This window comes from Pleionea sp. CnH1-48, from assembly GCF_024124665.1.
GTDB lineage: Bacteria > Pseudomonadota > Gammaproteobacteria > Enterobacterales > Kangiellaceae > JAMXSB01.
Window position 1 is genome coordinate 1 of sequence record NZ_JAMXSB010000007.1, and the last position, 26249, is coordinate 26249.

Genomic DNA, 26249 nt, shown 5'->3' on the forward strand with positions numbered 1-26249 from the left:
CGTCATTCGTTTTTACGGCAGCCATAATAATCAGCACTAACCAAACAATACCTAATACAAACATGAGTATAATGCCAACAAACACAAACATAAGCAGAACACAAACCAGCCCTGCAATCCCCATAGTAATATTAAAGTTAAGCGCTTCCATACCATGATAATTAATGTATTCAGATTGTTCGCGCTTCATTAGCCACAAAACCAAAGGGCCAACAATGCTGCCAAAGGGAATTAGTAAACCAGCAAATGCACTCAGGTGGCAAAACATTGCAAAGTCTTTTTCTTCTTTTGACAGAGCGCCAACACTATCGGTTACTTGATTGTCATTATCCATTGAGAAACCTCCCCAGTATCCTACGACCCGAAAGCTCAGTCGTACTGTTAATTGTATTATTATCCAGAGGTACTATAACAAGCTAAGCGGAACAACCCAAGTAATAACCAGACTTTTACGTATTCTTGACCTTCTCCAACTCAATCGAGCTTCAACTCAACCAATCGGTTTATAATGATAGCAATAGTCTTGTATTCCTTTGCTGTAACTATCCTCTTTATCAATCAAAAAAACTAATTTTGCTAGCATAACCTAAATAGCCGTTATTTAAAGAAAAGGAGAGATTCGCAACTCTATTACAACTAATCAGGGCAAGCTTGGTGGAATCAACAATTTATTCGTCGCTCTATTGTTGCAACGGTATATGAAAAACCTGTTGCAACAGGCAATGTACTAACAAACGCTGAGGTGGTTCAACTCAGAGTGGCAATGCAGAAAACTCAATCACACTACAATACTTTATATAATGGAAATGCAGACTTTGCTATGGATATTGAGTTTAAGATAACTCACTAGAAGATGGCAGTCGAGGCCACCTGGAAATCAAACGGGCAAGACCCTGGAGTTGACTAAGAAAAAAGCCTGCTTGTCATAAGACAAGCAGGCTTTTTAAAGTGATTAATTGTTTTTCGATGGAATATTGATTTTACGCGAAATATGCTCAGCCGCTTTTCTAGCATTTTCTCTTTCTGCAGCCGCTTGCTCTTTTGTGATACAACGACGTGACTTCATACGCGTTCCCACTTTTGCGGTCTTTTCACAAACCAGCTTATCTTTATAGGATTTTTTAGCAACCTGCTGCTTCGCATCTTTAGCGTCTAATGCATCCTTGGTGCCCTGAGTCGTCGAACATCCAACCATTAAAACACAACACATTCCAACTAATACTGATAACTTTCTCATAATGTCCCCTTCTATCCGATTTATTATTAATTGTGCTCATAAAGCATTGCATAAAATCGGAGATATTAGTATCCAAAAGAATGGTTACAAGAATTGATTAAAAGCTTAAGATTTATTGAATTTGAGTTGATGACCGACAACAAAGCCCTTCTCCAATACATCCTGACTAAACGTAAGCTCCAACCCAGCACTTTTAGCCATATTGATAAACTCTTCTCGCTGCATACGTGTCAGTGTTGAGTCCACCATATTCTGTAATCTTTGCGCATTATGCTCTAGCTGCTGTTGAGTCTTTTTTATGAATACTTCTTTATCTTTGGCGGATTCCTGCTTCTTGTCTTTCATAATGGCATTAACCAGCTCAAAGCAGTTGTAGATGATGTTCGCATTTTGATAAGCGCCAGCCAGCTCCTGTAACTGAGCCAGAATCTCGTTCACATCATTTCGATACTTATCAGCTTTCTTCGACTGCTTTAGTTTTTCTACGTCTTCAGGCCTTGTTAAATCACCCATTTCTCGAACAAGCTTCTTGAGAGCAACAAAAAACTTTAAACTCATTATTTTTTCAAACTGAACCAGCTCATCTTGCGCAATGTTATAAACAATCGATGAGTCGGTATGAATGAAAAAAGCGGCCTCACCATCCTGCTTAAGTAAATTAGCAACAAGAGGCAACGTCTCACTCCAATCGGTATATTCAATACCATACTGACTGGTAACTAAGGAGTATTGCTTTTCAGAAACAAACTTTTCTACTTTTGTTTCTGAATAAAAGTTGAAAATACCCTGGTGACTTTCTTTTAACTCCTGAATTGTTGACTCTGATACTTTTGCCGCTTCGATACCATTCAGCTCCAAACTTTTCTCATTTGTCTGGCAAAACTCAATAGCGAGCTTTAATATCGATCCATTGCCACTGCATAAGTCAAGCAGCCTGGCGTTATCATCCAGCTTAACAAAACTATCATTCCACATTTGTTTGATACTGCCATCATAGCCGTCATCAAAAGTCGTATTAAGGGAGGATAGGTTGCCTTCGGACCAAAAGTCACTCCAGGCAGAATCAAAGTTCGTCATAACAAAATTCCAAGAATCCAAACAAATTACTTAATTTCAAAAAGAACACTATAACCAAAACATTTCAAGTTGCAGGTAGGCGCCAGCAAGCAAATCCCCTGAGCTTAGATACACTAAGTGATTAGGGTGAGTGCGCGCAGCCAATACTGCTGTATCTTGAAAGGCGACGGATATATCAAGAGCGCCAACGAGACCATGAGTTAAAAGCAACGACGATACGTTCTTCCTTACCCATGTGAGCAAATACTTCATGTCTCAGATAAGATGGAAAGATCACAAGCTGACCATTTTTATGCCCGTACTCCACACCACCTAAACCGAATTTTCCCTGTAGGTTTTCATTGGATGGGTCCTGATACATATCGGCCCCCATGCGCGGATCATGAAATCGAACTTTACCGCTGAATGCCTCAGTGTCAGCATCAGTTCCTGTCTTTATGCAATAAATGCCGGACCAGGATGCCATAGGATGATTATGATTTCCCTGAAAACCTCCTGTTTTAGTCACATGAAACCAGGAGTGATAAAAAAACTCTATCTTGTTTAACTGCTCAGCAGAATAGCCATTATATTGTACTACGACAGAAGCGAGGGCCTTGTGACAAAATTGAAATAACTGCTGCACACTCGGTTCATTCCAATAAAACAGATCAAACTTACTTTCAAATACGCCGTTATTTTGTGTACTTCGCATTGTTTCGTTTTTGTAACGACTTTCATCGTTACTGCATTCAATAAAAAGCTTGGCAAGCTTAGGGTTTAGCTGTTCTGCCTGCTCCCATCGAAAAGTCGTCAAAGGCACAGAAAAGTGGTCAAGGGTTTTCATATATAAACCTACTACTGACAGTCTATTAAATGAAAAAAAAGGCCCCTTGCGGAGCCTTTTTTAACCTAACTCAAAAACTTAGAAGTTTTGAGTGTATCGAACGTAAGGAACACGTCCGAAGATGTCATGTACTTCTGAGTCATAGAAAGGATGACCAAAAGTAGCACTCTGTGGAGGTTCTTCGTTAGTCAGGTTAGTCGCACCAACTGCGATTTGACCGTCCCAAGGAGTGTTATAAGTGAACTGGATGTCAAATGTTCTCCAGCTATCCAGAGTGTTAGTGCCGTCTTGAGCTTCATCAATGTAACGCATGAATAAGCTAGCACCCATATCACCTAGACTCCACTGAGCACCTAGAGTGTAACGGAAATCAGGTCGAGCACCGTTTGCAGCAGTAACCTGACCTTCAAGGTTCTCAAAACCGTCACCTGGAGCAACTTCTTGCTCAAAGTTAAGAACTTTAGTGAACTGACCTGAGAACTTGTAAGCACCAAACTCAGTAGACATGTTATAAGCAACGTCGAAGTCGAAACCGTTAGTCATTACACCAGACAAGTTTTGCTGGTTAGTACGAGTAACCGTTTGAGCCCCTGAGCCGTCACGAACAACTGTGTGAGACTGACCTAACTGCTCACGGTTAAACATACGCTGTGCAGTAAGAGTCGCAACCTGGTTTGTGAACTCAATGTCGTAGTAATCGAAAGACAAGCTTAAGTCTTCCATTGGCTGCCATACAACACCAAAACTCATAGACTCAGATTCTTCTGCATCTAGATCTGGGTTACCACCACTAAATGTTTGGTACTGAGTAGTACGACAAATCAAAGTGTCTGGAGTACCATCGTCGTCACCATCAAAAAACTCATCAGGCTGCCCATCACCAGTAGTATCTCTTCCGCCAGCAAGGAGCTCACCATTTGAATCAACAACTTGAGCAGCAATACAACGAGAACTATCAACTGCATCGTCAAAGCTTTGAGATTGGCTACCATATAACTCAGTCATATCAGGGGCACGGAAACCTTCACCGTAGCTAGCACGAATCAACAGGCCATCAGCAGGACGATAAGCTGCACCAATTTTTGGGTTAACCGTTGTACCGAAATCTTCGTACTTATCCCAACGTAAAGCGGCAGATAGTTCTAGTACGTCGGTAACAGGGATGATAGCTTCTGAGAATAGAGAGAAACGCTCACGGAAACCAACAACATTATCACCACCAGAAGTACCGAATACGTTACCAGAGTTAGACTGAGGGTCATTAACCTGCTCAAATACAACATCTTCGTACTCGAAACCAACTAACGCAGCGATTGTACCCGCGTCTGTGTCAGCAATATCAAAAGTGATGTTACCGTCAGCACCGTGACTTTTAACTTCACTACGGAATACCGTCATGTGACCGAAAGACTGAGCGACACTCGCATCAGTAACACCATTCACGCCAAAGATATCAAAAGAGCCATCATCGATAGCGTTTTGTAATAGAGTAGAGAAACCGTAACCAGAACCTAAGTCCAAGTTAACAGCGCGATTGTAAGTCATCGCTAACTCCCAATCGAAACTATCAGTGGTACCCTGAACACCAATAACCTGAGAGATATTATCATCAGTTACGTTAGAGTCACGAGTTCCACCAGGAACATTACGATAGCCGATATCAAGACTGAAACCGCCAGGATTCGCAGGGGCATAATTAACGCTTACCCCATCAATAGGACCAAATATCCATAGACCATCATCGTTCTGACTGTATCCATATGCAGGACCATTGACATTAGGATTATTGAGCAGAGGATTATTTGGGTTATTCGCTGCCATAGTAGGTAAGAAAGGAGTACCGCCAACACGAGGAGCAGGTGCGTAGCGACCAAAACTCTTTACGCGAGAAACGATAGTACGGTTGAATAAAGAAATATCTTCATTGATTTCATAGTCACCATCAATGAATACGGAGTCGCGTTTTACAGCAGCTGAGTGAGCAGAAGTCGCAGCATAGTTAAACAAACACGCCTCGCCACCAAAGAATCCAGACTGACCAACAAACGAATTGGGGTATTCAGCCGAAGAACCTAAAGTCGCAGGACACCGTGAGTCAGCAAATGATAAGGTAATATCATGATAAGCAGGTGTTCCAGTGTTGACATCAGTTAAGTTACCATTAGCATCCAAATATTGGAAATTACCAGTCTCAGGGTCTCTAACCTGCACCAAACCACCATTCGCATCTAAAGCATTAGAAGACGCTCTGTAAGTGCCAGGGAAACCAAATGAGCTGAAACCGTTAGCAGTGAAAGTACGGTCAGTGTTGAACAACATTTCACGATCATAGTGTTCCCAACTGAACGTTAAGCTACCTTTGTCTGAAGCAACACCCATAGTGAAAGACATAGTGTCTTCGTCAGCACCAGACTCAGTAGGACGGTTAGCACCAGCAATTAACTGAACGCCGTCGAAGTCTTTACGCAAGATGATGTTGATTACACCCGCAATTGCGTCAGAACCGTATACCGCAGAAGCACCGTCACGTAATACTTCAACACGCTCTACAGCAGCAAATGGGATTAAGTTAAGGTTTTGAGAAGAACCACCGAAAGATGGAGAACCAGAAATACGGCGGCCATCTAATAATACTAGGGTACGGTTAGCACCTAAACCACGAAGGCTCACAAGTGCGTTACCAGTAGCACCGTTACCGCTACCAGAACGGTCACGATACGAACCGAAGCTGTTGAACGTCATTTGACGTAAAGCATCAGCGATAGAAGTGTCACCAGAAATGTCTAGGTCTTCACGAGAGATAACGGTGATAGGTGATGCAGTTTCTACGTCAGTACGCTTGATACGAGAACCGGTGATTTGAACTTTGTTTTCTTCCGCACCGTCTTCGCTTTCTGCGAAAACAGCAGGCATTGCTACAGTAGCTGCACCTGCGATCAACGCGTAGCGCACAGCTTTAGCAACTGGATTGCTATTAAGAGTACTCAATTTCTTTCTCCCTGGTTATTACGTTTATTCTTCTCTCAGGCTTCTGTGTTATGCTCACAAATTGACCTGGAAAAGCATTATTGGCCTTTGGCCTTTTATAAATCAGTCACGATACTAACCATTTTCTATTTCAAAGGTCAACGCTTTTTTTAACATCCAGAAACAATTATTAATAAACTTTAAAAAACTTATAAATAGCTTTAAAACACCGAATTTTTATTGAATTTTGAGCCCGCGAGCCAAAGGAAAATACAACAATAAAACAAACGTAATAAAAGCAACTAGTAGCAAAGAAAAACCGTATTTTGAGTACAAAGTTTGTGCAAACGTAAAATTAACCTCTGCGCTCAAAACACCTTGCTTAAATGCCTCAATTCGATGAACAATCGTTCCTTGATGATCAACAACAACGGTAATCCCCGTATTGGTTGAACGTAATAAAGGAATTCCGTTTTCCAGCGCTCGCATCTGAGCTATCTGAAGATGCTGATGAGGCCCCCATGAACGACCAAACCAAGCATCATTACTGATGGTCACAATGATTGGAAATAGTTGATTATTAAGATCTTTTGAAAAACCCTGCAATAAGCCGGAATACGCAATCTCATAACAAATAGCAGGCAGTACAGCCCAATTATTAATCTGGATCGCTTTTTGCTCTGTTGAACCGGGAGTAAATGACGACATGGGCATATCAAGAAACTCAATAATACCTCTTAACCACTGCTCTAAAGGCACAAACTCACCAAAGGGAACAAGATGTTGCTTATCATAGCGTGCTTCCTGGTGGCCCAATGCCAGCATTGAGGCGTATATTTTTTTCGATTCAAGATCGACGACAGGAATACCCAGAAGTAAATTTGACTGATGCTGCTCAGCAGCTTGATCCCAACGTTCAAGCCAAGCCTCTACTCGATGCTTTACCGCTGGAATGGCGGCTTCAGGCCATACAATTAAATCACTCTGCCAGTAAGGCTGAGTCATAGAATCATAACGCTGAATGAAGCGCATCAAGTTCTCACGTTTCCACTTCTCTTGCTGTGGAATGTTGGGCTGCACCAAAGCAATTGATGCTGTTTTACTAGCGCTCAGTCCAGTATGACCATAATGATCAGCGCCACCAGCAATAACTAATCCACCCACCATCAAACTTATCGCTATCACCATATGCCTTTTGAGCGGGTGCAGTATTAACCAGGCAACCATAACGGACTGAAAAACGATCACGAAAGAAAGACCATAAACTCCTAATATTTTTGCCCAACCATCCCACCAGGTGCCAACAAATCCATATCCCGCAAAAAGCCACGGAAATCCAGTAAGAAATGACGCCTGAAACCAATCAAATACAATCCAGATGACAGCGAATGACAGCACCCCATTCACTTGACCAAAGCGATGGCTAATACGCGCACTTAACCAACCAACCGCTCCTTTAAACAGCCCTAAAAAAAAGACAAATAGGAAGGTTAACAAAATACTCAAAGTCAAAGGCGCGTGGCCAAACTCATGAATACTGACATGCACCCAGCTGACGCCTGCGCCAAAAAAACCCACACCATAGCAATAAGCAAGCCAAAAGCTTTCTTTTGGCGATTTGTTAAATAACAAAAGATACAGAGTGATGATTGAGAAAAAAATGGCAGGCCAGAAGTTAACAGGAGCCAAACCCAGCACATATATTGCGCCACTCATAAAAGCTACAACAAGCTGAATACCAAACGGTTTAGCAGCTATCGTCTGTTGGATAGACATAGAATAATAATTACCTTTGTTATTTTTACTTTTGTTCGCGGGTTTTATAACTCACAAATAGGCATAAAAAAACCGACTCTAACATTTCTGCGAATCGGCTTTATGATAACAAACTAAAGAGACTAACAATTATTGATTAGCAACCTGCTCTAACTCAGGCGTGCGATTTAATAAGTTAAGTTTGAGTAGTTTAACTCGACGAGTATCCGCTGCAGTCACGGTAAACTTGTAGTGCTCTAGCTCAACAACTTCTCCGCGCGCAGGCATGTGCCCTAAAGCTTGCATAATGAGCCCACCGATGGTGTCAAACTCTTCGTCACTCAACTGAGCATTAAAGTATTCATTAAACTCATCGATAGGCGTTTGTGCTTTCAGCATAAACTCCGTTTCGCTGTGCTTTTTAATCAGATCGTCTTCATCGTCAATATCAAATTCGTCTTCAATTTCACCAACGATCTGTTCAAGCACGTCTTCGATGGTAACTAGACCAGCGACGCCACCATATTCATCCACAACAATCGCCATGTGGTTTCGATTCACTCGAAACTCTTTTAACAACACGTCAAGGCGCTTACTCTCGGGCACAATGACTGACGGTCGAAGAATATCTTTTAAATCAAAACGCGATTGAAAGTCTTTTGACTCGACCTTCTCCAAAAGTACTGGTAGTAAGTCTTTAGCTAACAAAACCCCTTCCACATCATCGCGATTATCGCCGATAACAGGGAAGCGTGAGTGAGCCGACTCTATCACCGTCTTTAAAATATCTAAAAGCGGCATTTGTTGTTCAATAACAACCATTTGCGAGCGCGGCAACATAATATCTCGAACTTGCATTTCGGATACTTGCAGCACGCCTTCTAGCATGGTGAGAACTTCACTATTAATGAGAGAGTTTTGCTCTGCGGTTTTGAGAATTTCCAGAATATCGGCTCTATCCTTGGGTTCAGCCTGAAATAATAGTCCCAATCTTTCTAACCAGGTCCTCGAGGGAGGTTTTTCGTCGTTCATCAGATTTTCTATGGCCTCTAAAATTAATGAGTCAAAGTCAGTGTAACAAACCAGTTTTTATTTGGCTATTACGAATGATTAGTATTCATTGCTGCTAAGTCAGACATGTGCTTTACACTATTACTCAAGGGTAAATAGCTAACAACAATTGTGCCAAAAGCTCATATCATTCAATGTGATAGGGATCGTTAAAACCCAGCTTTTGCAAAATTTTCGTTTCAATAGATTCCATCTCTTCGGCTTCTTGCTCCTCAATATGATCATAACCGAGCAAATGCAAAGTGCCATGAACCACCATGTGAGCCCAGTGCGCCTCGGGTGTTTTTTGTTGCTCATCAGCTTCTTGAGCAACCACTTGCGAGCAAATAATCAGATCACCGAGCAAATTGGATGGAATAAAATCAGGAATATCGGCAGGAAACGACAGCACATTAGTCGGTTTATCTTTACCGCGATACTGCGCATTAAACTGCTGACTTTCTTCTGTCGAGACACAACGCAGTGCAATCTCTGCCTCATCCTCAGCATAATCAATCAACGTCAGCGCAGCCTGAATCCATTTAATAAAATCAGCTTCAGGCGGTATTTCTAAATCACTGTCGTTTTGAACATCGATAAGGATATTCATGACTCGTCACGACTTCCATTGGCATCGTGAGGTCGATTATCAAAACGCTCGTAGGCCTGCACCACCTTTTGTACAACAGGGTGACGAACAACATCCGTCGACTGAAAAAAGGTAAAGCTAATGTCTTTTACACCTTTGAGTACCTGAATCGCTTGTCTCAGACCAGAATCCTTGCCTCTTGGTAAATCAATCTGGGTAATGTCGCCTGTAATTACAGCGCGCGAATTAAAACCGATACGAGTCAGCAGCATCTTCATCTGCTCGGCTGTCGTATTCTGACTTTCATCCAGAATGATAAAAGCCTCATTTAATGTTCGCCCACGCATATAAGCCAAAGGAGCCACTTCGATAACATTACGCTCCATCAACTTGGCCACTTTTTCAAACCCTAACATTTCGTATAAAGCGTCATATAAAGGTCGAAGATAAGGATCCACTTTCTGAGCCATATCACCGGGTAAGAAGCCCAGCCGCTCACCGGCTTCTACCGCAGGTCGTGTCAAAATAATACGACGCACTTCTTGCCGCTCAAGCGCATCCACCGCACAGGCAACGGCAAGATAGGTCTTACCCGTCCCCGCAGGTCCGATCCCAAAACTGATATCATGACTCAATATATATTCGAGATACTTAGTCTGATTAGCACCCCGAGGGCGGATCTTTCCACGGCGGGTAGCAATAGAAACTTCCTGCTGGCCATGACTTTCAGCAGCCACAGTGAGTTGCTGACATTGCTCTTGCAACAATAGATGAATCGATTGGAGCTTTAATGCCTGGCCGTTTTGAGTATCAAGATACAGGCTCTCTAACACCTCGCGACCAACCCGAATATTTTCAGGTTCTCCGATAAGGTGAAAGCTGTTGCCACGATTACTGACTTCTATCCCTAAACGTCGCTCTATTAAGCGAAAATTTTCATCCAGATAACCACAAAGGTTTGCCAGCCTCTCATTATCGGCTGGCTCCAATGAAAAATCCAAAGAACTAAGTTGTCCCAAAGAAAAACCTCTTTTTATTGAATCAATTCTGCTCTCAACGAATTGGGTAATGCTTCTGTGATCATAACATCTGCAAATTGCCCAATTAATTTATGAGAACCAGTAAAATTAACGACTCGATTGTTTTCTGTTCGTCCACTGAGCTGCATAATGTCTTTCTTGCTTGGCCCTTCAACTAATAAACGCTGACGTGTCCCCACCATGCGGCGGCTGATTTCCATCGTCTGCTGATTAATGCGTTGTTGTACCAACTGAAGACGCTCTTTTTTCACCTTCATGTCTGTATCATCCTCTAAATCAGAGGCAGGTGTTCCAGGTCTTGCACTGTATATAAAGCTGAAGCTGTAGTCATAGCCCACTTCAGCAATCAAATCCATTGTGGCTTCAAAGTCTTCATCAGTCTCTCCTGGAAACCCAATAATAAAGTCTGAAGACAGGCAAATATCCGGTCGGATCTCTTTCAATCGATTGATTTTCTCAAGATACTCCGCCGCCGTGTGGCCACGTTTCATAGCCGCAAGAATGCTATCAGAACCACTTTGAACAGGTAAATGCAGATGACTAACCAGCTCAGGTACATCACGATAAACTTCAATGAGGCTATCAGAGAACTCAACCGGGTGAGACGTGGTAAAACGAATCCGATCAATACCGTCTACCGCCGCAACATAGGTAATCAGCTCTGCCAGATCAGCCAAACGTCCATCATGAGTTTCACCACGGTAAGCATTCACGTTCTGCCCAAGCAGATTAATTTCTCGAACGCCCTGGTCCGCTAGCTCGGCAACTTCGGCAATCACGTCATCAAACGGACGGCTCACCTCTTCGCCACGAGTATAAGGAACCACACAGAAAGTACAGTATTTGCTACAACCTTCCATAATAGACACGAAAGCGGTCGGACCTTCTGCTCGAGGTTCAGGTAAGCGATCAAACTTTTCTATTTCAGGGAATGAAATATCGATAACCGGATTATGATCAGTCTTCACACTGTCGATCATATCTGGCAGGCGGTGCAGTGTCTGAGGACCAAAGACCATATCAACAAAAGGCGCACGACGGCGAATTGAGTCGCCTTCCTGACTCGCAACACAACCACCGACACCAATCATCAGATCGGGGTTATCTTTCTTCATGTTTTTCCACTGTCCTAACTGAGAAAACACCTTCTCTTGTGCTTTTTCTCTAATAGAACAGGTATTTAGCAGAAGAACATCCGCATCATCGGGATTATCGGTAACTTCATACTCATGTGAGTCATTCAGTAAGTCAGCCATACGAGACGAATCATACTCGTTCATCTGACAACCCCAGGTTTTGATATATAGCTTTTTGGTCATACTTCCGCGCTAATAAAATTAAGACGACTTAACAAAGCCGACCATTATACCATCGGTTAAATTGCGTTCACCAGTTTAAAAATGCGAAAAATTAAAGCCTGAGACTCATCCAGGTTAAAATAAGCTCAATCCGTTGCAACAACATCCAATACGTGGTGTTTTAATCTCCTATCGAGCGAATGAGTGTTTGCTCGATCATTTCCAGTTCTTCGTCAAAAGCCTCAAAATCCTCTATCTCGACGGCTTCTTGTGCTGGCGCAGCCTCTTCGACTGTATCATCGTCGTAAGTCTGAGTTTCGCTAATCTGCTTACGTGCTCCCTGCGCTGCTCGCTGCATCATCTGACGATTTAAATCCGATAGTCCAGCCATGAGAATGGTTAACTGGCGACCTTCTCGTTCGTCAGTAAAAGGCACATCATTAAGCTTGCGCAAAAGCTCTAATAGAGGTTTTTTGGTCCAGCTGGCCATAAACGTGTTTAATCCTCATGTGATTTATCAAAGTCATTGCAATTTTAAGCATAGAGGTATAATGAAAGAATTCCAAATATCACGTTTAGAATTGCTACCGAGTACTCAAAGGAAACCGATTGAACTACTTAGCTCATGCGCGCCTGTCACCGCCCGACCCTTTAATGACTATTGGCAATCTCATCGCCGATCATGTAAGAGGAAGATTGCCCGAGGCCTGGCCAAGCTCACTCACGGCCGGAGTCACCATGCACCGACAAACCGACAATTACTTTGATCACCATCCGCGTATTGCTGCTATCCGCCAAGGCTTTCCTCAAGGTGTCAGGCGATTCTCGGGTATTGCCATTGATCTCGCTTTTGACCATTGGTTAGCGCTCAACTGGGACGCTCAAGAAGATATCAGTCTGGAGGATTTCCAACAGGATATCAGCCAGCTATTACGTATGCATTGGCAATACATTCCCAACTCACAACAAGCATTTATGGATTACCTGATCAGCAGGCAGCTCTTTGTTCGCTACCAAACACCCGAAAGCATTTTAAACACAGCCCATCGGCTGGCTCAGCGCTTTAAAGATCCAGAGCCTTTGATCGCAGTCACAACCACACTGGTTTCTTCTATTGAATCTTATGAGGAAGTATTCAGTGACGTTTGGCAAGATACTCAAAGCCACTTTGAGAACTTGCCGTAAGGTTATTTTTTCTTCTGATAAACACCGTAAAACACACTGGTCCAATGGGTGCCTTTGTCGCGGCTCATTTCCCAAATTTGATGCACATCTCCATTCTTTTTCGGCTTCCAACGAATACGATGCAATTCTTTTTTTCCTTTGGCATCCACCTGCTCTCCTGATAATTCCATGGTATTTCCTTTCCAGCGACCTTCCAACACCAACAGGCGCCCACCGTTATCAACCCAGGTTTGGTGCCAAAGCTTGCGGCTGGCATCATAAATATTAAAACTTTGCCCATGATAACCGCTGGTAGCAGAATAGCTTTCATGAACCACACAGTTACCCATTTGTTTGGTAATCGTGTTGGTGCCAGCCACCTTTCCATCTTTTTGATAGACCGTCCACTCTCCCAGCCAAAAATCAAACTGTTTGAATGCAGCTTTATCACATTGTGCCCAAGACAATGACACAAAACACAAACTTATGATGATGATCAATATACGCATAAAAACTCTCAACTAAAGGGGCGAAAAAAAGGCAGCTTACGCTGCCTTTTTAAGTCTTACTCGTTTGAACCTGCGTTTTCAGCAGCAGGTGCCGGCTCTTGAGCCGGTGGATCGATTAAGACTTTCATACTTAATCGAACACGTCCCTGACGGTCAATCTCAAGTACCTTAACTTTCACTTTGTCGCCAATGGCCAAGTGATCGGTGACTTTGTTGACACGCTCGTGAGCTATTTGAGAGATGTGAACCAAGCCATCTTTGCCTGGCTTAATATTCACAAATGCACCAAAGTCTGCAATACGTGTTACTAGACCTTCATAGATAGCGCCTTCTTCAACGTCTTCTACGATATCTTTAATGCGCTGTTGTGCGCCTTCACCGGCTGACTTTTCAACAGCAGCGATGCGTACTGTTCCATCATCATCGATTTCAATGGTCGCACCAGTTTCTTCGGTAATAGAACGAATAACACTACCGCCCTTACCAATAACTTCTGCAATCTTCTCAGGATCGATTTTGATAGTAAGAATGCGTGGTGCAAACTCAGAGATGTCATCACGGTGAGCTGGAATCGCTTCGTTCATCACTTTCAAAATGTGTAAGCGACCAGATTGAGCCTGATGTAAAGCCACTTCCATGATTTCTTTGGTAATGCCTTCAATTTTGATATCCATCTGCAACGCAGTGATACCGTCATCAGTACCCGCAACCTTAAAGTCCATATCGCCTAAGTGATCTTCATCACCCAGAATGTCAGATAGAACAACAAAGTTATCACCTTCTTTTACCAATCCCATCGCGATACCGGCAACAGGCGCTTTTAATGGCACACCCGCGTCCATTAACGCTAAGCTGGTGCCACATACGCTGGCCATAGAGCTTGAACCGTTAGATTCAGTGATCTCCGAAACCACACGTAATGTATAAGGGAAGTCTGCAGCAGAAGGGACAACGGCCTGCATACCACGCTTAGCCAAACGTCCGTGACCAATTTCACGACGCTTAGGGCCGCTCATAAAGCCAGTTTCGCCAACACAGTAAGGAGGGAAGTTGTAGTGCAACATGAAGGCATTCTTCGACTCGCCTAATAGGCTGTCAACGATTTGCGCGTCACGCTCAGTACCTAAAGTCGCAACCACTAAGGCCTGAGTTTCGCCACGAGTAAACAACGCCGAGCCGTGAGTACGTGGCAAGATGCCTGTTTTGATATACAGAGCACGAACCATGTCACTTTCGCGACCATCAATACGAGGCTGACCTGCAACAATGCGCGAGCGAACAACACTTTTTTCTAGCTTAGAGAAAAAGGCTTTCACGTCGTCAGCGTCAATTCCGCTTTCTTCTGTCGCCAAAGCAGCAACAACGCCTTCACGAATTTCACCTAAACGGTCATAGCGCTGCATTTTGTCGGCAATCTGATAAGCACTAGTAACATCCGCTTCAGCCATAGAGAATACTTTATCTTTTAGCTCAGTATTTTCTTCTGCTGGTTTCCAGTCCCAGTGGTCGATTTCTACTGCAGAGGCAAACTCATGGATGGCTTTAATAGCAATCTGTGACTCAGCATGGCCAAACATAACCGCGCCCAACATAACAGACTCAGACAGCTCTTTTGCTTCTGATTCAACCATCAGTACAGCGCTTTCTGTACCAGCAACAACCAAATCCAACTCCGACTCAGCCAGTTCTGCCTGAGTTGGGTTTAAAATATATTCACCGTTTTTATAACCAACACGAGCCGCGCCCAGAGGACCATGGAATGGAATTCCAGAAATTGCTAATGCAGCCGACGTACCAATCATGGCAACAATATCGGGCTCAATTTCAGGGTTAATAGATACAACGGTTGCAACAACTTGCACTTCGTTCATGAAGTGATCTGGGAATAATGGACGAATAGGACGGTCAATCAGACGCGCAATCAAAGTTTCGCGGTCACTTGGGCGGCCTTCTCGCTTAATAAAGCCACCTGGAATTTTACCTGCTGCGTAAGTTTTTTCTTGATAGTTCACAGTCAAGGGGAAGAAGTCTTGGCCTTCTTTTACATCTTTTTTACCCACTACACTGACTAGAACTGAAGTGCCTTCCATATCAATTAATACGGCACCAGTTGATTGACGGGCAATCTCCCCCGTCTCCAAGGTGACAGTTCGGCCACCAAATTCAAAGCTTCTCTTTATGGGATTCACAAGGTTTCCTTAATCGATTTATTCATAATTTCGATATTTTTTTACATTTCTCTTTTTTGCATAGGAATAATAGCAAAAAGGGGCCATGAAGGCCCCTTTTCGTTAGCGTTATTAGCGACGCAGACCCAGTTTCTGAATCAAGCTGCTATAGCGCTCTAAGTCTTTTCGCTTGAGGTAGTCAAGCAGCTTACGGCGCTGACTAACCATTCTCAACAAGCCACGACGCGAATGGTGGTCATGGATGTGCTTTTTGAAGTGTCCCTGAAGGTGATTAATTTGAGCAGTTAATAATGCTACCTGAACTTCTGGGGAACCCGTGTCGCCTTCGCCACGTGCGTGATCAGCGACAATGCTTGCTTTTGCTTCAGCAGATAAAGACATGTTTCATTTCTCCGTTAGTGAGTTACTACTTACACTCTTAGCCGATCACTAATTCAGCCAGAGCTATAAATAAGCCGCGCAATTCTACCCGACTCCCCTTAAGGCAGCAAGCAAAATGCATAGTAAATGCCCTAATTAGCAAAGATTAAAGTAGACACTCGCCCAAATAATCGATTCAAAGTGCACGCAGGAGGCAAGTAAGCCAATTTCCCAAGGGTTAAAGCACTACTGGCGGGGTAAGTGCGTGCAGCCAGCTCACGCAAAATTTGCAAAGTGACGAATATCCATTAAGGCATCAAGGTGTTTTTAATCGCAATAAGAGTCTGGTCGTCATTAATACGCTTACCGCCAAGGAACTCATTAAGGGTTCCATCAATGCTCTCTAGCAAGGACTGTGCACTGCCGCTATGTTGACGAACCAGCTCGACCACCCGCTCAATACCGAATTCTTCTCCAGCAGGACTTGTCGATTCAATAACACCGTCTGTGTAAGCCAATAATAAATCCCCCGGCTCAAAGGTCACTTCTAGAATTTCCCACTGGTACTCTCGCAATACTCCCAGAGGAATGTCTTGAGACTTGTCCAACAAAATAATCTCACCGTTACTCTTACGAACAATGGCAGGAGGATGGCCAGCGGACGCATAGCGCAGAACCTGGGTTACAGGTTCATAGTTTGCCGTAAACAGAGTCACTATATTGCCGCGATTTTTACGCGTAAAGAAATGCTGATTTAAATAATTAATAACTTCTGCGGGGGCGGTCTCAAAATCCCCTTTAAAGGTTCGTAAAATAGCGTCTAACATGGCCGCTTCAATAGCAGCACCGGGTCCGTGGCCGGACACATCAGCAATCACCAGCCCCCAGGCTGATAATTGGTCATCGTAATCAGGATAAACTTCCGTTAAATATTGAGACAGATCCACCAGATCATAATAGTCTCCGCCAACATACTTGAAGGTTCGAAAAATAACACTGGAATCAACGCCTGGCAGTTCAAATTTATCAGGGTGAAGGGCTTGCTGAATATTGGCCATAGAACTCAGTTCATTGCCAATCCAATGATTCATTTCGTCATACTGTCGACGGAACAGGCGATGCTGCTCTTGCGCGAAAAACAGATGGCACATAGAAACAAACGGAACATAGTCAAGCGACTCTACAAAGTCGGGCTCATTGACGAGCAATAACAACCAATGCTTTGCCTTTCCTTCCAGAATAATAGGAATAGGTAATACATAGTCAACAGCAAAACCGATACGCTCAAAAAATCGCTCATTAGCGAATGAGTTGCGAGCAAATAACTTAGGTTCAGACTTGCGAGCTTCGAAACATAACTCTGGCACCACAAAAAGACGATTGGCTTCTGATATACCTAATAAAGAATCTCGCTCCAAAACAATCTCTTCACCATTAACAATACCTTTAAACTCAAATTGATGATCATTACCCACTTCTGCCATCAAGGCAAAAGGAACCTCGACGCCTAAGCGACACAATAAGTTTTTTAAAAGGCTTAAACTCGACTGTTGAGCCGGTTGGCTTGAATAGCAAAGCAGTTCGTAGAGCTCTTGAGTTGTCATCACAAAACATTGAAGTCCGTCAATGATATAGATGAATACTAGAGTGAACTAAAAGTGAATTCAACGATAATCCGAGAAGAATAAAATAAAGCCAGCAATAATGCTGGCTTTATTCTTAAAAGTTACTAGAAAGTAACCGTATAACTCACAGACACTTCACGCCCGATAGGGTTAGAGAATCCGCCGTTATTAAAGAACCAAGGCCATTGGTTATTGGTTGGGTCAACCGCTGGATCTTCGTTAAAGAGGTTATTGATGCCCAGACTGATTAAGCCTGCGCTCCCCATATCCCGACGAATGCTCACATTGGTCAGCTGATAGGGATCAATAAACTCAGAAGATAAGCATGAACCATCAGGTGCGCCACCACCATTGACACCACACATATCACCAACCCACTGATGCTTAAGCGTTGCTCCCCATTCATCACGGGTCCAATCAACAGTTACATTTGCTCGCAAGTCAGGAATGCTGGCAAATCCGGTGTTTTCTACAATAGGGGCAGAAGAATCAAATTGAGTTTTGAACGAATCAACATAAGCTAACTCAAATTTAAATGCGAAGTCACCAAGGTTTTCTGCTGGTAATTTATAACGCGCTGTGATGTCAGCCCCGGTGATTTCTTGCGATGACAGATTACGGGCAACTGCTGCAATTCCAGATAAACGACCTGCAGGATTACGCGTAATATTGTTACAGAAGCGAACGCCTGTCGAATCACACTGATTAACCATAAACTGCGCGGTTGGTGTAGACACAATATTTTCCAGGCGCATGTTATAGGCATCTACCGTCAACGAGAAATCGTCAGTAACACTCCAGACAACACCGATGTTGAAGTTCTCACCTTCTTCTTCCTCTAAAGCCACATTAGACCCAGTTTGAGTCGGAACAGATTGCTCAACCCACACTGGCTGGCTGTCATCAGTTCGAGGGATGGGTTCAGCTGGATTATTAGGATCTGGGGTGAAGTTAGGATCCGTTACAGAAATAAATCCGTTAGTAGTTGCACCAAATAACCGTTGAAGATCTGGTGCACGGAAACTTTCACCCGCTGAGAAACGAACTAATACTTCACTATTCGGACGCCAGGTTAAAGCAACACGAGGACTTAACGCACTTCCCACATCAGAGTCGTCGTTATAACTGTCATTACGTAATGCGACACTCATTTCCCAAGCTTCTGTCAACGGCAACCCTAGCTCGAAGCCCACACCAATGTGATCTCGCTCACCGCTACCAGCAGAGCTTCCATCAAAAGCGTCTCCCGATAAGGTGATAGGATCTGCAGTATTAAAAAACCATTGACGTTCGTAGTCAACAAACGCAGCAAAACCAACGGCGCCACCAGACAGTTCCCAAGGGAGTTCACCAGAAACCTGGAAGTCAGCAATCACATTGTTAGATTCGGAGTTACGCACCGACATGTAAGAAACGCTATTAACAACAGAATCTGGAATGATCTGGAATAAATCCAACCCATTGGTTACCAGATTGTTAAATGCCGAACTGATAATGTTCTTACGTTGAATCGTTAAACGACTCTGATTGTAACCGACTGATGTAGTCCAATCGTATTGTCCGCTACCGAAAGTACCTTCGGCACCCATCAAAACATTCACACCATCGTTTTGAATTAAGCTAGAACGATCACCAAATTCAAATAAACGACGACGGAAGAATCCATCACGCTCATTGGCTGTACCAGTGGTTGGGTTATTCGCAGCTCCCGCTGGAACCATACCCCATACATAATCAAGAGAACCATTAGGCAAAGTGCCCTGACTCACACCCGCCAATATATTACTCACAGCAGGAGGAGACACAACAGAGAAGTTATTGCCTGGCTGCTGTCCACCCCACCAAGCATTGTAGTAGTTGGGCTCAAGATTCGTACGAGTCTTGTAGTTAGAAAAACCTGCACGAGCATAAACTTTAATATCGTCTGTTAGCTCATGATCAACTCGTGCCATGATGGCTTTTTTATCGTTTTCGGGGAACAACTGACGATGCTGAGAACGATCATAACGACAAAAATCACCAGCAACGCCCGTATTAACTAAACGACTGCCCAGCTCATCGTTAGGATCGCCGCATAGAGGGTAAGCAATAGTTTCGGAAGACAAGTTGCCATCGGCATCAGCCGAAATTGCCTGGAAGTTAGCACCACCAGAACTGTAAGCACCTCTAGGATCAGCGATATCGGTCGCAGCATAATCTCGATCGGTCGCTTTTAACTCGTCATTTGCCGTAAATTCAGCCATAACACTTACTGAGGTCTGACCGTTAGTTGAACCAGCGACTACTGACACACGTTTGTTTTCGTAGCCACCATCAGATGTATCACCAAAACGAACACCTAACTCCAGACCTTCAAAATCTTTACGAGTAATGATGTTGATAACACCAGAAACGGCATCTGAACCGTAAATAGCCGAAGCACCATCGGTTAAGATCTCTACACGCTCAATCATTGAGGCAGGGATCGCAGATAAATCAACAAAGTTATCGGTTCCTGAATTGGCAACAGGATAAACAGGTAGACGTTTTCCATCGATTAACGTCAATGAACGTCCATTACCAAAACCTCTTAGGTCAACAGAAGAAGCTCCTGGTGTAAAACCAAAGGTAAAACTTTGATCAGTAGAACCACCGGTATTTTGAACAAGTGCATCCATTGCATCCTGCAATGTTGCATATCCCTGGTTTTCCATATCCTGTCGAGTGATAGTGACAACGGGTGATGGGCCTTCTGCTTCAGAACGCTTAAGTCTAGAACCCGTTACAACAATTTTTTCGTTCCCACTTTCTTCATCTTCAGTCGCAGAAAAAGCAACAGGCATCATTAAAGACGAACTCAACCCTAGTAGTAGTACATTCCTAACGGCATGCACAACAGTATTATACTTTTTGTTATTCATGATTATTCCTCAAAGAATAGCTCCACAGCTCAACCAATACACTGTTGTTATATTTTTATAATGTCTGGTCGAGGCGATTGTTTGCCTTATAAACAAGACGAATCCATAAAATAGGATTCAAGAAATAAATACAATTGAGGTGTAAATGAATAATTATTTAATTTCTTTTGAATAACTTTAAATTAAATAAATTTAAATATTTGAAGGATAAAAATTCGATAAGCTCACATTTTTAATAAACAAGAGAAACACTTTGTTACCTATATGTAACTAATATTTAAGGTTAAAGCCAGAACAATAAAAACCATAATTTTCACTTCTAACTTCTTAATAAAATAAGCATTTCTGTCAGATGCAAAAGACACACCTGCTTCATAACTATTAGATAGACAAATCCAATGCTTCCATCTCAAAACATGACCTGTGTCACAATAGCTACTTATAAGGAAATAATAAAAAAGAGCCCTATGTCCATAGGGCCGTAATAACCAGAAAGTGCCTTTTTTACAAGGCCCAGCTATTAAGACAAATAACCTACGATGAGTACAATCTCGACAAGGTTGAAAATCCGTTTAATTTTTCCTACTTATGTTTAATAAGCAAAATTTCTCGAAAACTCAGGCATTTGCGGAGATAAAAAATAAACTATTTCACTTTTTTTCAACATTTTTCAAATTCCTGTAACCCTTTTCATCTCTATCACGTCTTAATAGAACAGCAATCAAAAAAAGGCAGTCTGTTCATTACACACTAGATACGATTCGTTTCAAGAACGCTGTTGAGACAAGCAACTTCAAGGGTATAACGAAACGCACTCCGTGCTTTACTTGTAGCACAAAAATACTTATTCACAAGGGCTTTGCTAGCAACAATTGATTACAAATGAATAATATTTGTATCTTACTTTTTTGCTAAAAAGAACAGGAATAAGCAATAGGTCGCTTTAATCAAGCGGTTAATCGAATTGGCTATTTTTATATAATATTTTTTAAACTATTATTCAGCCATTATCGATGCACATAAAAAGCAGACCGTAAGTGCAGAGAAATGCAGTAAGCAAAAACATGAACAGATTGGCAAATAAATAAAAAGAGCGAAGCTATAGGCTTCATCTTTTAAAGCAGTACTTTTTATCATTAGGAGGAGTTCAGGTGATGTACGAAAAGACATCGAATACAAATCAAGATTCAACCGTTAAGATAGGCAAGCTTGCTCTTTGCCGAGACACCCATACACTATTGATTAACAATGAATCTCATCACTTAAGAAATAAATTATTTCTGCTCCTGAATTATTTAGTCATCAATCAAAACCGACTGATTAACCGAGATGAGCTTATCTCCAACATTTGGGATGGGAACTACTATATTGGTGAAAAAGGATTAACTCATGCAGTTTGCATGTTAAGAAACCTGTTGAAGAAGGATCCTGACTGCGGCGTATTAATTGATACGATTCCCAAAACGGGCTATCGCTTAAGAATCAGAACAGAAAATAAAGAAGCACCGACGGAAGAAAATCAATTGTCGGTAAAAATGGATGCGGATCTTCCAAATTGGTGGCCAAACTCTTCTTTCTACATGCATGAAGCAATTTAGCGATAGGTAGATAAACTCCAACTGATGATAAAAAACTGGAAGCCAAAGCTTCCAGTTAAATCAAAGATTAACTAACCGTTTAGGAGCCAGCTGCATTTCTGCATTAAGTTCTGCCACTCCAAGAAAAACACGATCAGAATTAAATACCTTTACCATACCTTCACTTGGCGCATCAGGAACCGACACTGCTTGACCTTGTAGAAAATAAGCAGCAACCGCATCAATTAGAGTAACCTCTGGCAAATCGCACAAAGCAGCATCAATAGGAAGCAATAGAGCATCCATTTCTTCAAACTGCTTTTGCTCCTTCATATCACGTAAAGACTCTAGTGATACCATAGCGTCTGGCTGAAAATCAGCAACCCAGTCGCGGTACAAATAGGTAACATGAGCACCACAACCTAACTTTTCTCCAATGTCTTCAACCAGGCTGCGAATGTAAGTCCCTTTGCTACATTCAACATACAAAGTGAAATTATCTGCAGAGAAATCTTCTATCTCTATGTTATAGAGATGAATGGGACGGGCCTCGCGTTCAACTTCAATGCCTTGACGAGCAAGTTTATAGAGCGGTTGTCCCTTATGTTTCAGGGCTGAATACATGGAGGGAACTTGCATCGACTCCCCCAGAAAAGACATCACCGCATCATGAAGTTGTTGTTCAGAAACATCAACAGGAAGCTCTTCACGAATCTCCCCCTCAGAATCACCGGTGGTCGTTTTAACGCCAAGCTTAGCAGTTACTCGGTAAGCTTTATCTGAGTTCAATAAAAACTGAGAAAACTTGGTCGCTTCGCCAAAACAAATCGGCAACATACCGCATGCTAATGGATCAAGACTGCCAGTATGACCTGCTTTTGCAGCATTAAAGAGCCGCTTTACTTCTTGCAGAGCGTGGTTTGAAGTCGCTCCGGTCGGTTTATCAAGCAACAAAATGCCATTAACCGGACGGCCACTAAAACGTCTACGTGCCATAAAATTCTCTTAGCTTATTAATCAGTATCTTTGGAGCGAGCTTCATTAATCAAAGAAGTCATCTCCTGACCTCGAATAATTGACGCATCGTATTGGAAGTGTAGATGAGGCATGACTCTCATTCTAACTTTTTGAGCTAATGTGCTACGAATAAAACCTTCTGCCTGAGTCAATATCTCTAGCGCAGTCTTAACATCGTCTTCTTTGTCGATACCAAGAAACGAGACATAAACTTTAGCATGTTGCAGATCCTTAGTGATATCTACTGCCGAGACAGTAGGCATACCAACACGAGGATCTTTCATCTCGCGCTGTAAAATAATAGCCAGCTCTCTTTGAAGCTGCTCAGAAACGCGATCTGTTCTTTTAAACTCTCTAGCCATAAAACCTAAACTTAGAGTGTTACTCGAACCTAAATGGTTCGAGCAACCTCAATAATTTCGAAACATTCGATCTGGTCACCGACCTTAACGTCGTTGTAGTTCTTAACACCGATACCACATTCCATACCATTTCGAACTTCATTGACGTCATCTTTGAAGCGACGTAACGATTCCAATTCACCTTCATAGATAACAACATTATCACGTAGAACGCGGATTGGATTATTACGTTTCACGTAACCTTCGATGACCATACATCCAGCAATTGCACCTAACTTAGGCGAGCGGAATACATCACGAACTTCTGCCAATCCAACGATGTCTTGTCGACGCTCAGGAGAAAGCATGCCCGACATGGCGCTACGCACCTCTTCGATAACATCGTAGATAACACTGTAATAACGCAGGTCAACACCTTCGCTTTCAACAGCACGACGAGCAGATGAATCAGCACGAACGTTAAAGCCAACAATGATGGCATTCGACGCTGCCGCTAACGACACGTCAGTCTCAGCAATCGCACCAACACCGGTTGCAACAACATTCACCGAAATTTCTTCTGTTGATAAATCCATCAATGATTTGCTAATGGCTTCAACAGAACCTTGTACGTCTGCTTTGATAATAACGTTAAGCGACTTAGTTTCATCTTCGCTCATATTAGCGAACATGTTTTCAAGTTTTGCTTTTTGTTGACGTGCGAGTTTTTCGTCACGCTGCTTGCTCTGACGGAACATAGCAACTTCGCGAGCTTTACGTTCACTTTCAACAACCAGCATGTCATCGCCTGCATCAGGAACACCTGACAAGCCTAAAACTTCAACTGGCATAGATGGGCCAGCCTCATTTACCGTCTTACCTTGATCGTTAATCAATGCACGAACACGTCCATAGTGCAGACCTGCCAGCATAATGTCGCCTTTGCGCAATGTGCCTGACTGAACCAGTACCGAAGCAATAGCACCACGGCCTTTATCCAAACGAGCTTCAATAACAAGACCTGATGCCAAACCAGAGTCACTTGCCGTGAGTTCTAAAATCTCTGCTTGTAGAGAAATAGAATCCAATAAGCCTTCAACACCTTCACCTGTTTTTGCAGAAAGATGAACGAACTGAGTATCACCACCCCAGTCTTCTGGAATCACTTCGTGTTGTGATAATTCATTCTTTACACGATCAGGATCTGATTCAGGCTTATCAATTTTGTTAACAGCGACAATCAAAGGCACTCCCGCTGCTTTCGCATGCTGAACCGCTTCAATCGTTTGAGGCATCACACCATCATCGGCAGCAACAACCAAGACAACAATATCAGTCGCGTTAGCTCCACGAGCACGCATTGCTGTGAACGCCGCATGGCCAGGAGTATCTAAGAAGGTAATACCACCACGCTCAGTATCAACATGGTAAGCACCAATATGCTGAGTAATGCCGCCAGCTTCACCATCAGCAACTTTACTGGTACGAATGTAATCCAATAAAGACGTTTTACCGTGGTCAACGTGACCCATGATTGTTACTACTGGTGCACGGCCTTTTTGTGACGCCGATGCATCACTGGCAGATTTCTCTTCTAACAGTTTATCCTCAGCAGAAACTTGACTTGCAGCAATGGCTTTATGACCCATTTCTTCAACGATCAACAATGCAGTGTCCTGATCAATCGACTGATTGATGGTGGCCATAGTGCCCATCTTCATCATGACTTTCATCAGGCTGGCAGCTTTAACACTCATCTTCTGTGCTAACTCACCAACAGTGATAAACTCAGGAATCTCAACCTGATGAACCACAGGCGCTGTTGGCTTAGAGAAACCATGACGCAGTGCTTTCGGTGCTTTCATTGGGCGAGTAGACTGAGTGATGTCATCCAGTTTACCTGGCTTACGTTTAGACGAAGAATATTTGTTAATCATTTCTTCGGCTTCGTTCTCAGAACGATTACGATTGGTTTTCTTTTTGCGGCGCTTCTTCGCAGGAGCTGCAGGTGCATCGGTAGCAGCAGTTCCAGGAGCCGTTGTCGCAGGAGCAGCAGCTCTTTCAGTCGTTTTGGCAGCAGCGGCAGCAGGCTTGGCCTTGCTATCAACTTTTGCCTTACTCTCTGTTTTTGCTTTAGCTTCTGTTTTAGTGTCGCTTTTAGCTTTTTGAGCTTTCGACTCACTGTCTAGAATTTGCTTGGCTTTTGCTTCTTCTGCTTTGCGCTTAGCGAGTTCTTCTTCTTTACGCTTAGCATCTTCGGCATCTTGCTTCGCTTGTTCTTCAGCCTTACGTTGCGCTTCCGCTTCTTCCTCTTTACGTTTGGCTTCTTCGGCAGCTAGACGTTGCTCTTCCTGTACGCGCTTCTCTTCTTCAAGCTCCTTTTCTTTACGAGCTTCTTCTTCAAGATTCGCCTTCTTAACGTAAGTACGCTTCTTTCGAACTTCAACGGTTACTGTTTTTGCTTTTCCAGTAGCGCCAGTTACTTTTAACGAGCTCTTGGTCTTACGCTGCAACGTAATTCTTTCTGGTGTAGCACTGGATGAGTCACTACCGCCATGGCTGCGTTTTAAGAAAGCTAAAAGAGTCTTCTTCTGCTCATCAGATACAACATCTTCTGAACTTTCTAAATCAACACCAGCTGATTTCATTTGTTCGAGCAGCTTATCAACAGGAGTGCCGACTATCTCGGCTAATTTTTCTACAGTTACTTCAGACATTTATTCTCGGC

The 26249-nt window shown here is 43.0% G+C and carries 21 protein-coding genes; 2 read left to right on the forward strand and 19 right to left on the reverse strand.

What is annotated here, in order from left to right:
- The 11 genes from NH399_RS11985 to NH399_RS12035 all read right to left on the reverse strand — a co-directional run.
- The coding region (locus tag NH399_RS11985) for a DUF4870 domain-containing protein (RefSeq protein WP_253040468.1) at nucleotides 1-334 on the reverse strand (334 nt) is incomplete at its 3' end.
- Nucleotides 335-952: 618 nt separating this feature from the next.
- On the reverse strand, nucleotides 953-1237 hold the full coding sequence (locus NH399_RS11990) for a hypothetical protein (protein ID WP_253040469.1): 285 nt from the start codon (nucleotides 1235-1237) through the stop codon (nucleotides 953-955).
- Between the two features lie 105 nt (nucleotides 1238-1342).
- The gene (locus NH399_RS11995) at nucleotides 1343-2314 is read right to left on the reverse strand and encodes a hypothetical protein (protein WP_253040470.1); all 972 of its coding nucleotides are present in this window, start codon (nucleotides 2312-2314) and stop codon (nucleotides 1343-1345) included.
- A gap of 175 nt (nucleotides 2315-2489) precedes the next feature.
- A complete protein-coding gene (locus NH399_RS12000) occupies nucleotides 2490-3140 on the reverse strand; it encodes a TIGR02466 family protein (RefSeq protein WP_253040471.1) in 651 nt (216 codons plus the stop codon).
- Between the two features lie 78 nt (nucleotides 3141-3218).
- Nucleotides 3219-6128, reverse strand: a complete 2910-nt coding sequence (locus NH399_RS12005; RefSeq protein ID WP_253040472.1) for a TonB-dependent siderophore receptor — start codon at nucleotides 6126-6128, stop codon at nucleotides 3219-3221.
- Between the two features lie 216 nt (nucleotides 6129-6344).
- Nucleotides 6345-7883 (reverse strand): apolipoprotein N-acyltransferase, encoded by a 1539-nt coding sequence (lnt, locus tag NH399_RS12010; RefSeq protein ID WP_253040473.1) that lies wholly within the window; start codon nucleotides 7881-7883, stop codon nucleotides 6345-6347.
- A 129-nt stretch (nucleotides 7884-8012) separates the two neighbouring features.
- Nucleotides 8013-8894, reverse strand: coding sequence for an HlyC/CorC family transporter (locus tag NH399_RS12015; protein ID WP_253040474.1), 882 nt, complete (start codon nucleotides 8892-8894; stop codon nucleotides 8013-8015).
- Between the two features lie 166 nt (nucleotides 8895-9060).
- A complete protein-coding gene (gene ybeY, locus NH399_RS12020) occupies nucleotides 9061-9522 on the reverse strand; it encodes an rRNA maturation RNase YbeY (RefSeq protein WP_253040475.1) in 462 nt (153 codons plus the stop codon).
- Nucleotides 9519-10520: a PhoH family protein gene (locus NH399_RS12025; protein ID WP_253040476.1), complete on the reverse strand. Its 1002-nt coding sequence runs from the start codon at nucleotides 10518-10520 to the stop codon at nucleotides 9519-9521. The genes ybeY and NH399_RS12025 overlap by 4 nt, the downstream gene beginning before the upstream one ends.
- A gap of 14 nt (nucleotides 10521-10534) precedes the next feature.
- A complete protein-coding gene (miaB, locus tag NH399_RS12030) occupies nucleotides 10535-11860 on the reverse strand; it encodes a tRNA (N6-isopentenyl adenosine(37)-C2)-methylthiotransferase MiaB (RefSeq protein ID WP_253040477.1) in 1326 nt (441 codons plus the stop codon).
- Nucleotides 11861-12020: 160 nt separating this feature from the next.
- Nucleotides 12021-12329 carry a hypothetical protein gene (locus tag NH399_RS12035; RefSeq protein ID WP_253040478.1) on the reverse strand — a complete coding sequence of 103 codons (309 nt, stop codon included), beginning with the start codon at nucleotides 12327-12329 and terminating at the stop codon, nucleotides 12021-12023.
- Between the two features lie 119 nt (nucleotides 12330-12448).
- On the opposite strand from NH399_RS12035, the gene NH399_RS12040 reads away from it, so the two are divergent.
- Nucleotides 12449-13024, forward strand: coding sequence for an ACP phosphodiesterase (locus tag NH399_RS12040; protein WP_253040479.1), 576 nt, complete (start codon nucleotides 12449-12451; stop codon nucleotides 13022-13024).
- A gap of 2 nt (nucleotides 13025-13026) precedes the next feature.
- Here NH399_RS12040 and NH399_RS12045 read toward each other — a convergent pair whose 3' ends face one another.
- From NH399_RS12045 to NH399_RS12065, 5 genes are all read right to left on the reverse strand, one after another.
- On the reverse strand, nucleotides 13027-13512 hold the full coding sequence (locus NH399_RS12045; protein ID WP_253040480.1) for a hypothetical protein: 486 nt from the start codon (nucleotides 13510-13512) through the stop codon (nucleotides 13027-13029).
- Between the two features lie 56 nt (nucleotides 13513-13568).
- Nucleotides 13569-15701 (reverse strand): polyribonucleotide nucleotidyltransferase, encoded by a 2133-nt coding sequence (gene pnp / locus NH399_RS12050; RefSeq protein WP_253040481.1) that lies wholly within the window; start codon nucleotides 15699-15701, stop codon nucleotides 13569-13571.
- A 111-nt stretch (nucleotides 15702-15812) separates the two neighbouring features.
- On the reverse strand, nucleotides 15813-16082 hold the full coding sequence (gene rpsO, locus NH399_RS12055; protein ID WP_253040482.1) for a 30S ribosomal protein S15: 270 nt from the start codon (nucleotides 16080-16082) through the stop codon (nucleotides 15813-15815).
- A 287-nt stretch (nucleotides 16083-16369) separates the two neighbouring features.
- The gene (locus NH399_RS12060) at nucleotides 16370-17665 is read right to left on the reverse strand and encodes a PP2C family protein-serine/threonine phosphatase (protein WP_253040846.1); all 1296 of its coding nucleotides are present in this window, start codon (nucleotides 17663-17665) and stop codon (nucleotides 16370-16372) included.
- A 125-nt stretch (nucleotides 17666-17790) separates the two neighbouring features.
- On the reverse strand, nucleotides 17791-20586 hold the full coding sequence (locus NH399_RS12065) for a TonB-dependent siderophore receptor (RefSeq protein WP_253040483.1): 2796 nt from the start codon (nucleotides 20584-20586) through the stop codon (nucleotides 17791-17793).
- 1154 nt (nucleotides 20587-21740) lie between these two features.
- On the opposite strand from NH399_RS12065, the gene NH399_RS12070 reads away from it, so the two are divergent.
- Complete coding sequence (locus NH399_RS12070) at nucleotides 21741-22184, forward strand: winged helix-turn-helix domain-containing protein (protein ID WP_253040484.1); 444 nt, start codon at nucleotides 21741-21743, stop codon at nucleotides 22182-22184.
- A 60-nt stretch (nucleotides 22185-22244) separates the two neighbouring features.
- Here NH399_RS12070 and truB read toward each other — a convergent pair whose 3' ends face one another.
- The 3 genes from truB to infB are packed head-to-tail and all read right to left on the reverse strand — an operon-like array spanning nucleotide 22245 to nucleotide 26238.
- Nucleotides 22245-23159 carry a tRNA pseudouridine(55) synthase TruB gene (gene truB, locus NH399_RS12075; RefSeq protein ID WP_253040485.1) on the reverse strand — a complete coding sequence of 305 codons (915 nt, stop codon included), beginning with the start codon at nucleotides 23157-23159 and terminating at the stop codon, nucleotides 22245-22247.
- Between the two features lie 17 nt (nucleotides 23160-23176).
- Nucleotides 23177-23542, reverse strand: coding sequence for a 30S ribosome-binding factor RbfA (gene rbfA / locus NH399_RS12080; protein WP_253040486.1), 366 nt, complete (start codon nucleotides 23540-23542; stop codon nucleotides 23177-23179).
- A gap of 29 nt (nucleotides 23543-23571) precedes the next feature.
- Complete coding sequence (gene infB / locus NH399_RS12085) at nucleotides 23572-26238, reverse strand: translation initiation factor IF-2 (protein ID WP_253040487.1); 2667 nt, start codon at nucleotides 26236-26238, stop codon at nucleotides 23572-23574.
- Between the last annotated feature and the right edge of the window lie 11 nt (nucleotides 26239-26249).

Excerpts from the sequence above, each read along its gene's own strand:
- NH399_RS11990 (WP_253040469.1), bottom strand. The coding sequence starts at position 1,237 with ATGAGAAAGTTATCAGTATTAGTTGGAATGTGTTGTGTTTTAATGGTT.
- NH399_RS11995 (WP_253040470.1), bottom strand. The coding sequence starts at position 2,314 with ATGACGAACTTTGATTCTGCCTGGAGTGACTTTTGGTCCGAAGGCAAC.
- NH399_RS12000 (WP_253040471.1), bottom strand. The coding sequence starts at position 3,140 with ATGAAAACCCTTGACCACTTTTCTGTGCCTTTGACGACTTTTCGATGG.
- lnt (WP_253040473.1), bottom strand. The coding sequence starts at position 7,883 with ATGTCTATCCAACAGACGATAGCTGCTAAACCGTTTGGTATTCAGCTT.
- NH399_RS12015 (WP_253040474.1), bottom strand. The coding sequence starts at position 8,894 with ATGAACGACGAAAAACCTCCCTCGAGGACCTGGTTAGAAAGATTGGGA.
- ybeY (WP_253040475.1), bottom strand. The coding sequence starts at position 9,522 with ATGAATATCCTTATCGATGTTCAAAACGACAGTGATTTAGAAATACCG.
- miaB (WP_253040477.1), bottom strand. The coding sequence starts at position 11,860 with ATGACCAAAAAGCTATATATCAAAACCTGGGGTTGTCAGATGAACGAG.
- NH399_RS12035 (WP_253040478.1), bottom strand. The coding sequence starts at position 12,329 with ATGGCCAGCTGGACCAAAAAACCTCTATTAGAGCTTTTGCGCAAGCTT.
- NH399_RS12045 (WP_253040480.1), bottom strand. The coding sequence starts at position 13,512 with ATGCGTATATTGATCATCATCATAAGTTTGTGTTTTGTGTCATTGTCT.
- rpsO (WP_253040482.1), bottom strand. The coding sequence starts at position 16,082 with ATGTCTTTATCTGCTGAAGCAAAAGCAAGCATTGTCGCTGATCACGCA.
- NH399_RS12060 (WP_253040846.1), bottom strand. The coding sequence starts at position 17,665 with ATGACAACTCAAGAGCTCTACGAACTGCTTTGCTATTCAAGCCAACCG.
- NH399_RS12065 (WP_253040483.1), bottom strand. The coding sequence starts at position 20,586 with ATGAATAACAAAAAGTATAATACTGTTGTGCATGCCGTTAGGAATGTA.
- NH399_RS12070 (WP_253040484.1), top strand. The coding sequence starts at position 21,741 with ATGTACGAAAAGACATCGAATACAAATCAAGATTCAACCGTTAAGATA.
- truB (WP_253040485.1), bottom strand. The coding sequence starts at position 23,159 with ATGGCACGTAGACGTTTTAGTGGCCGTCCGGTTAATGGCATTTTGTTG.
- rbfA (WP_253040486.1), bottom strand. The coding sequence starts at position 23,542 with ATGGCTAGAGAGTTTAAAAGAACAGATCGCGTTTCTGAGCAGCTTCAA.
- infB (WP_253040487.1), bottom strand. The coding sequence starts at position 26,238 with ATGTCTGAAGTAACTGTAGAAAAATTAGCCGAGATAGTCGGCACTCCT.